At 73.3% G+C, this 6,395-nt stretch carries 9 protein-coding genes; 4 read left to right on the top strand and 5 right to left on the bottom strand.

Going from position 1 to position 6,395, the window contains the following annotated elements; all coding sequences use genetic code 11:
* The first annotated feature begins 66 nt into the window (after window positions 1-66).
* Window positions 67-423, top strand: a complete 357-nt coding sequence (locus tag ABZ914_RS43880; RefSeq protein ID WP_500200662.1) for a hypothetical protein — start codon at window positions 67-69, stop codon at window positions 421-423.
* A 26-nt stretch (window positions 424-449) separates the two neighbouring features.
* Window positions 450-1,502 (top strand): iron-containing redox enzyme family protein, encoded by a 1,053-nt coding sequence (locus ABZ914_RS43885; RefSeq protein WP_500200663.1) that lies wholly within the window; start codon window positions 450-452, stop codon window positions 1,500-1,502.
* A gap of 63 nt (window positions 1,503-1,565) precedes the next feature.
* Here the strand turns inward: ABZ914_RS43885 and ABZ914_RS43890 are convergent, their stop codons facing one another.
* From ABZ914_RS43890 to ABZ914_RS43900, 3 genes are all read right to left on the bottom strand, one after another.
* Window positions 1,566-1,790, bottom strand: coding sequence for a CDGSH iron-sulfur domain-containing protein (locus ABZ914_RS43890; protein WP_387026515.1), 225 nt, complete (start codon window positions 1,788-1,790; stop codon window positions 1,566-1,568).
* Entirely contained in the window at window positions 1,774-2,421 is a 648-nt protein-coding gene (locus tag ABZ914_RS43895; protein WP_190855360.1) for a HemK2/MTQ2 family protein methyltransferase, read from the bottom strand. The genes ABZ914_RS43890 and ABZ914_RS43895 overlap by 17 nt, the downstream gene beginning before the upstream one ends.
* Before the next feature lie 65 nt (window positions 2,422-2,486).
* Entirely contained in the window at window positions 2,487-3,692 is a 1,206-nt protein-coding gene (locus tag ABZ914_RS43900) for a hypothetical protein (RefSeq protein ID WP_500200664.1), read from the bottom strand.
* A gap of 239 nt (window positions 3,693-3,931) precedes the next feature.
* Between ABZ914_RS43900 and ABZ914_RS43905 the strand changes: the two genes are divergently transcribed.
* Window positions 3,932-4,504, top strand: coding sequence for a hemerythrin domain-containing protein (locus ABZ914_RS43905; RefSeq protein WP_500200665.1), 573 nt, complete (start codon window positions 3,932-3,934; stop codon window positions 4,502-4,504).
* 35 nt (window positions 4,505-4,539) lie between these two features.
* Window positions 4,540-5,115 carry a hemerythrin domain-containing protein gene (locus ABZ914_RS43910; RefSeq protein ID WP_500200666.1) on the top strand — a complete coding sequence of 192 codons (576 nt, stop codon included), beginning with the start codon at window positions 4,540-4,542 and terminating at the stop codon, window positions 5,113-5,115.
* Window positions 5,116-5,216: 101 nt separating this feature from the next.
* Here the strand turns inward: ABZ914_RS43910 and ABZ914_RS43915 are convergent, their stop codons facing one another.
* Together ABZ914_RS43915 and ABZ914_RS43920 are read right to left on the bottom strand one after the other, a co-directional pair.
* Window positions 5,217-5,852, bottom strand: coding sequence for an NAD(P)H-dependent oxidoreductase (locus tag ABZ914_RS43915; RefSeq protein ID WP_500200667.1), 636 nt, complete (start codon window positions 5,850-5,852; stop codon window positions 5,217-5,219).
* Window positions 5,849-6,395 (bottom strand): LLM class flavin-dependent oxidoreductase (locus ABZ914_RS43920; protein WP_500200668.1); only part of this gene is annotated, 547 nt, incomplete at its 5' end. The genes ABZ914_RS43915 and ABZ914_RS43920, both read right to left, overlap by 4 nt.

Genomic DNA, 6,395 nt, shown 5'->3' on the forward strand with positions numbered 1-6,395 from the left:
CTGGCGGAGCGGGCGGCGGGACGCACCGCGACCCGCGCGCCGCGCTAGATGTTGGGGGCCCCCGCCGTGTGGGCGGCGCCCCGCTACGGGCTGGCGGGCGACGGCGTCCATCCGGTCGAGGAGCGGCGCGTCCCGGCCGCACGGCTGGCCGCCGCGCTCCTCGACCACGTGGCGCCCGCCCTGGAGGAGACCGGCGACCTCGACCGGACGCGTGCGCTGCTCGGCCGCGTCCTGCGCGCGGGGACGGGCGCGGAGCACCAGCGCCGGGCGGCGGCCGGCGGCATGCGCGCGGTGGTCGAGGCGCTCGCCCGCCGGACGTCCCCGCACCCCACCTCCGCAAACGGTGACGAACCGGACGTCGACGGCCGAATGGACGGGATAGGAGCGGGTACCGCAGGCCCATCGTCCGAGACGGCCCGGTGATCGGCCGGGACAGCACGAGGAGGGTCATGACGACCGTTGCGACGAGCCCGTCCGAGACCGGCGCGCGGCCGCCGCTGCCCGCGGCGCGCGGCGCGCTGTCGGGGGCGGTGCTGGCCGCGCTCTCCCGTCCGGAGCCCGCGGACCCGGCACCGATGCTGGACGCCGCCCGCGCCGCGATCCGGCGGGACGCCCCCGACCCGTTCGGCGAGGACCTGCACCTGGCCCTGTACGTCTGCTACGAGTTGCACTACCGCGGTTTCGGCGGGGTCGACGACGGCTGGGAATGGGCGCCCGCGCTGCTCGCCCTCCGCGGCGAGCTGGAGCGCCGCTTCCTGGAGGCACTCCGCGCGGAGACCGGCCCCGGCGACGACGTGGAGGGCGTCCTCGCCGAGGTGCTCGCCGAACCGGCCGACGCGTACGGCGTCTCCCACCACCTGCGGGACGAGGGGGAGCGGTGGCAGGTGCGCGAACACGCCGTGCACCGCTCCGCCTACCACCTCAAGGAGGCCGACCCCCACGCCTGGCTGATCCCCCGGCTGCGGGGCCGGGCCAAGGCCGCGCTGGTCGCGGTGGAGTTCGACGAGTTCGGCGGCGGCCGCGGCGAGGACATGCACTCCCGGCTGTTCGCCGACCTCATGGAGGACCTCGGCCTCGACCCGTCCTACGGCCGCTACCTGGACCTGGTCCCGGCGCGGATGCTCGCGATCGTCAACATGATGTCGCTGTTCGGCCTGCACCGCTCGCTGCGCGGTGCGATGGCCGGGCACTTCGCCGCCGCCGAGATCACCACGGCGCCCGCCGCGCGCCGGATGGCCGCCGCGCTGGAGCGCCTCGGCGCGGGCCCGCGCTGCGTGCGCTTCCACACCGAGCACATCGAGGCCGACGCCGTGCACGAGCAGGTGCTCCGGCACGACGTCCTCGGCGACCTGCTGGCGGAGGAGCCCGGCCTCGCCGGGGACGTGGTGTTCGGCGTCCGCGCCACCGAGTTCCTGGAGGGCCGGTTCGGCGAGCATCTGCTGGCGTCGTGGCGGGCGGGCCGCACCTCGCTCCTGCAAGCGCTCCCGGCCGGGTCCTTCTAGACCGGCTCCCTTCGCTCCTCAACGGCTCCGTCCGGCCCGAACCGCCGGACGGAGCCGGACGGGCTAGCTCGACGCGGTGGGCTTGCGGCGGGGCTTGCGGCGGTGGCTGGTGTCGCAGAACGGGTAGCGGCGGCTCCGCCGGCACGCGCACAGCGCGACCATGAACCGGTCGGACGACACGGTCGTGCCGTCCGGCAGCTCGATCTCGACGGGGCCCTCCACCAGCACGGGCCCGTCCGGGTCCAGCCGGACCCGGCGGGGGGCGGGGCGGTCAGTTCCGGTCGGCACGGACCACCACCAGTTCCTCGGAGCGGCCGCCGGGCCGGGCGAGCCCCGCGGCCTCCAGTTCGGCGGCCCGCGCCCGCAGCACCGGGCCGTACGGCTGGGTGCGCCGTGCGGCGACCGACGCCGTCATCCCCTGGGCCCGCAGCGCGTCCAGCGTCGCCTGGACACCGGAGACGGCCGACTGGACTATCAGCAGCGTGCCGCCGCGGCGGAGCTGGCGGGGCGCCCGCTCGCAGATCCGGTCGAGCAGCGCCCGGCCGTCCGGGCCCCCGTTCCACCAGCGGGCCGCGCGTCCCGGCGCGGCGGCCCCGCTCGGCACGTACGGCGGGTTCGTCACGATCATGTCGAACGCCTGGCCGGCCACCGGTCCGAACAGGTCGCCCTGCAGCACCCTGATCGGCAGCCGGTTCAACCGGGCGTTGGCCCGGGCGGCCAGCACGGCCCGTGTGGACACGTCCACCGCCGTCACCCGGCCCGCCCCTGCCCGGGCGGCGGCGAGCGCGAGCGCACCGGTCCCGGTGCACACGTCCAGTACGCGGGCCCCCTTCAACAGCGGAGCCTTCCGTAGAACCTCGACCAGTAGGAAGGTATCGCCTTGGGGAGCGTAGACCCCCGGCGGCCTCATGAGCCTCATCCCTCCCGGCTACCCCCCACCGGGTCGCCAAACATGGGGGGCTGCGGGAGCGGGTGAGGCGTCTGTTACGACCGGGGCGTGTCGCGCAGGCGCTCGACGGGGTGCGGGCCGTCGGTGACGACGCGGTACTCGTCGCCGAACTTGTCGCGGTGCTCGTCGATGACGCGCTCCTGCGGCGGGCGCTCGGCGTTGATCTTGTCCTGCATCCGCTCGAACCGCTCGTGCATGTCCTGGACGTAGCCGGTGCCGAGAGTGGTGCAGTCGATCTGCGTCCCGAGCAGGTGCCGGACGAGCTGCTTGTTGGGTTCGAAGGTGACCGGTTCGGGCAGCGCGGGCGCCAGGACGCTCTCGGGGTCGCGGCCGTCGTGGCGGCGCATCAGGTCGCAGGCGATCCGCAGGTGCTCCAGCTCCATGTTCAGGTGCAGCTCCCATATGCCCTTGACGCGCGGGTCGGTCTCGGTCTGCATGAACGAGTGGTACAGGTAGCACTCGTTGTACTCGTGGTTGACCAGCCGCTCCCACCAGGACTCGCCCGGGTCGACCAGCGACTCGTAGTGGGTGACGTGCTCCTCCTCCACCAGCCCGATCTCCTGGTAGAGCTGGCGGGCGATCGGCTCCATGTACATGGGGCCGACGTTCATGTAGAAGTTCATCGTCTGCTGCTCGGCCGACATGATCGTCAGGGCGTGCAGCTTGGACAGCGGCGCGGCGGCGGCCCTGTCGTAGGGCTCGCGGACGTTGTCCATCGGGTCGCGGTGCTGCAGGTATCCCGGCCGTCCCGGCATGACCTCGGTGAGCCGGTCGACGATCTTCTCGGCCTTGCGGTGCTCGATGATCTCGTACAGGTTGGCGTACCGGTACAGGTGGTCGAAGTCCTCCAGCAGGCCGAACTCGTACGCCTGCTTGAGGTAGGGGTCGGGCTCCATCCGGGCGACCCAGCCGGTCAGGTCGACCGCGACCTGCTCGTAGCTGATGGTGGTCTCCAGGATCGACGCCTGGCCGGGCAGCAGCCAGTTGACGACCTTCTGCTGCTGCGCCTCGATGTAGCGGACGCGGGCGAGCTGCTGCTTGACGTCCAGGTCGGGGCAGACGCGGGCGAAGTGGTGGCTGAACATGATCGCCTCCACCTCGATGCCGTTCATCGTGATGATGCGGCACTTGGTGTAGGGATCGGACTCGTCGGGGTCGATGGGGGCGACGTCCAGCTGCGCCCAGTTGCGCACCTGGTCCTCCAGCGGGATACCGCGGTGTTCGAGCGGGTTGAAGGCCACCGAGGTCCACCCTTCGTGTGAGAGCCGATCAGGACGATGCTCTCGGCGCCTACCCGGGCGGGGCCGTTCTGCACGCGCGCCGCGATCCGATTGCACGATCTTTGCCAGCGGGCCGGCGGCGCGGTCCGGCCCCGCCGCGCTTAACCCCGCCGACCCCGGGTACGGACGCCGCGTCGCTCACCGCGGGCCTCCGACCTGCGGCGCACGTCCAGACGCACATCCACATGAGGGACGAGTCCATGCAGACCACACCGACCGACGCGCAGGCCACCGAGGACGTCATCGACCTGCTGCGCGCCCAGCACGCCCGGATCCGCGACCTGTTCGACGAGGTGCTGCACTCCGACGGGCAGGAGCGCAAGGAGTCCTTCCGGCAACTGGTGCGGCTGCTCGCGATCCACGAGACCGCCGAGGAGGAGATCATCCACCCGGTCGCGCGCCGGCTGCCGGGCGGCGGCGGCATCGTCGACGACCGGCTGGCCGAGGAGCGCGAGGCCAAGGAGCTGCTGTCGGAGCTGGACGGCATGGACGTCGAGGACCCGCGGTTCCTCAAGTCCGTCGACAGGCTCCGCATGGACGTGCTCACCCACGCCCGCGCCGAGGAGCGCTACGAGTTCGACCGGATCCGCGACCAGTTCAGCCCCACCCAGCTCAGGGGCTTCGCCGCCGCCGTCCGCGCGGCCCAGGCCACCGCGCCGACCCGCCCGCACCCCGGCGTGGAGTCGGCGACCAAGAACATGCTGGCCGGCCCCATGGCCGCGGTCGTCGACCGCGTCCGCGACATGATCCGCGACGCCCGCGACAACGGCTGACCGCGCGCGAGCCGTCCGCCGGCAGAGGAGGACCGATGCCTGACGTGTTCGAGGTGCTGGGCCGCGACCACACCGAGGTCAAGCGGATGCTGGACGACCTGGAGGCCGGGCCCACCGCGGCGACCGGTGCGACCGAGGCCGCGCTGGCGCGGCGCCGCACCCTGGTGCAGAAGCTCATCACCGCGGAGTCCATGCACGAGGCGGTCGAGGAGGAGTACTTCTGGCCCGCCGTCCGCGACCACGTCCCGGAGGGGGACGCGCTCGCCGACCACGCGATCGCGCAGGAGCAGGCCGCCAAACAGGAACTCGACGACCTCATCGCCGCGCATCCGCTGCAGGACCGCTTCGAGGGGCTGCTGTCGGACTTCATCGCCGGTGCCCGCGAGCACATCGCGTTCGAGGAGGAGCGGGTGTGGCCGCGCCTGCGCGGGGTCATCACCGCCGAGCAGGCGAACGAGCTCGGCGGCAGGCTCCAGTCGGCCAAGAGGTTCGCGCCGACGCGCCCGCACTCCAACACCCCTCCCAAGCCGGGCCTTCTGAAGGCGACCGGCCCGGTGGTCGGCGTCGCCGACCGGATGCTCGACCGGATGACCGGCCGCGACCGGGGCTGACCCGCGACCGGGGCTGACCCGGCGCCGGGGCCGCGATGGCGCCGGCGGCGGAGACGGTGAGCGACGCCCCGGATCCCATCGCTCACCGCTCTCGTCGCGGATCAGGCGTCCGGTGGCGTTCGCGCGCCGGTCGCCCGCGATCGGAGAAGGTCCGCCACGTCGGCGAGGCCCGTCTCTATCCGGCCGTACACGCGGGGGTTGAGCAGCGTGACGCCGTCGAAGTCCCCCGAGGACGCGAAGACCGCCACCGGTACGGTCAGCGCCTGGAAGAAGGCGAAGAGCGGCCGCATGGCGTGCTCCAGGACGAGCGCGTGGTGGTCGCCTCCACCGGTCGCCGCCAGCAGGACCGGCTTGTTGGCGAGCGCGTACTGGTCGACGAGATCGAAGAAGTGCTTGAACATGCCGGGATAGGAGCCCCGGTACACCGGCGCCGCCGCGATCAGGAGGTCGGCCCGTTCGGCGAGCCCGAGCGCGGCCTCCACCTCCGGCGTGACGTCGTCGCGCTCGATCGCCCCGGTGAAGCCCGGCCCCAGGCGGTACACGTCGACCTGGGACGTCTCGATGGGGAGCATCCCCTTCAGCGTGTCGAGGACGGCGGCGACGAGGCCCATGGTCTTCGACCGCTCGTTCGGGCTGCCGTTGACGACCACGACTCGCAGCGCCGCGCCCGCGGCGTGCGCGGCGCCCGCGGCGTGCGCGGCGTGCGCGTCCGGGCCCGTGCCGAGCAGGGCGGTCATGCGGCCTCACCCTTCCCACCGCGCTCCGGCCGGCCCGAGGGGCCGGCGGCCTTCCTCTCGCGGGCGGCGACCTCGCGGCGCACGACGGGTGCCACCTCCGCGCCGAGCCGCTCGATCGCTTCGAGGTGCTCCTTCTGCGGCATCCCGCCGAAGCCCATCTGGATGACGGCCCGGTTCAGGCCGTACAGCTCGTGGTAGGCGAGCAGCTTGTCGACGACCTCCTGCGGGCTGCCGACCAGCAGCCCGGCGCCGGGCGCCGCCTGCGCGTCGAACGCGGCCCGGGGGAGCAGGAGTCCCCGGCCCCGCTGGTGGTTGTTCTCCATCATGCCCTTCGCGAAGTACGGGTACATCGCGTCCCTCGCCTGCCGGCTGGTGCGCCCCACGTAGCCGTGGACGTTGATGCTGATCGGAAGCGCGCGGGCGTCGTGCCCCGCCTCCTCGGCGGCCGCGCGGTAGAGCTCGACCGTCCGCTCGTGGTGGGTCAGCGGGCCCAGCAGCAGGGCCAGCGCCATCGGCAGGCCGAACCTGCCGGTGCTGATCGCG

It is taken from the genome of Spirillospora sp. NPDC046719 (assembly GCF_040645715.1).
In the GTDB taxonomy this organism is placed as follows: Bacteria; Actinomycetota; Actinomycetes; order Streptosporangiales; family Streptosporangiaceae; genus Spirillospora.

What these genes read in the sequence shown, in the direction of transcription:
- ABZ914_RS43885 (WP_500200663.1), top strand. Translation starts at nt 450, where the DNA reads ATGACGACCGTTGCGACGAGCCCGTCCGAGACCGGCGCGCGGCCGCCG.
- ABZ914_RS43895 (WP_190855360.1), bottom strand. Translation starts at nt 2,421, where the DNA reads ATGAGGCTCATGAGGCCGCCGGGGGTCTACGCTCCCCAAGGCGATACC.
- ABZ914_RS43915 (WP_500200667.1), bottom strand. Translation starts at nt 5,852, where the DNA reads ATGACCGCCCTGCTCGGCACGGGCCCGGACGCGCACGCCGCGCACGCC.
- ABZ914_RS43905 (WP_500200665.1), top strand. Translation starts at nt 3,932, where the DNA reads ATGCAGACCACACCGACCGACGCGCAGGCCACCGAGGACGTCATCGAC.
- ABZ914_RS43910 (WP_500200666.1), top strand. Translation starts at nt 4,540, where the DNA reads ATGCCTGACGTGTTCGAGGTGCTGGGCCGCGACCACACCGAGGTCAAG.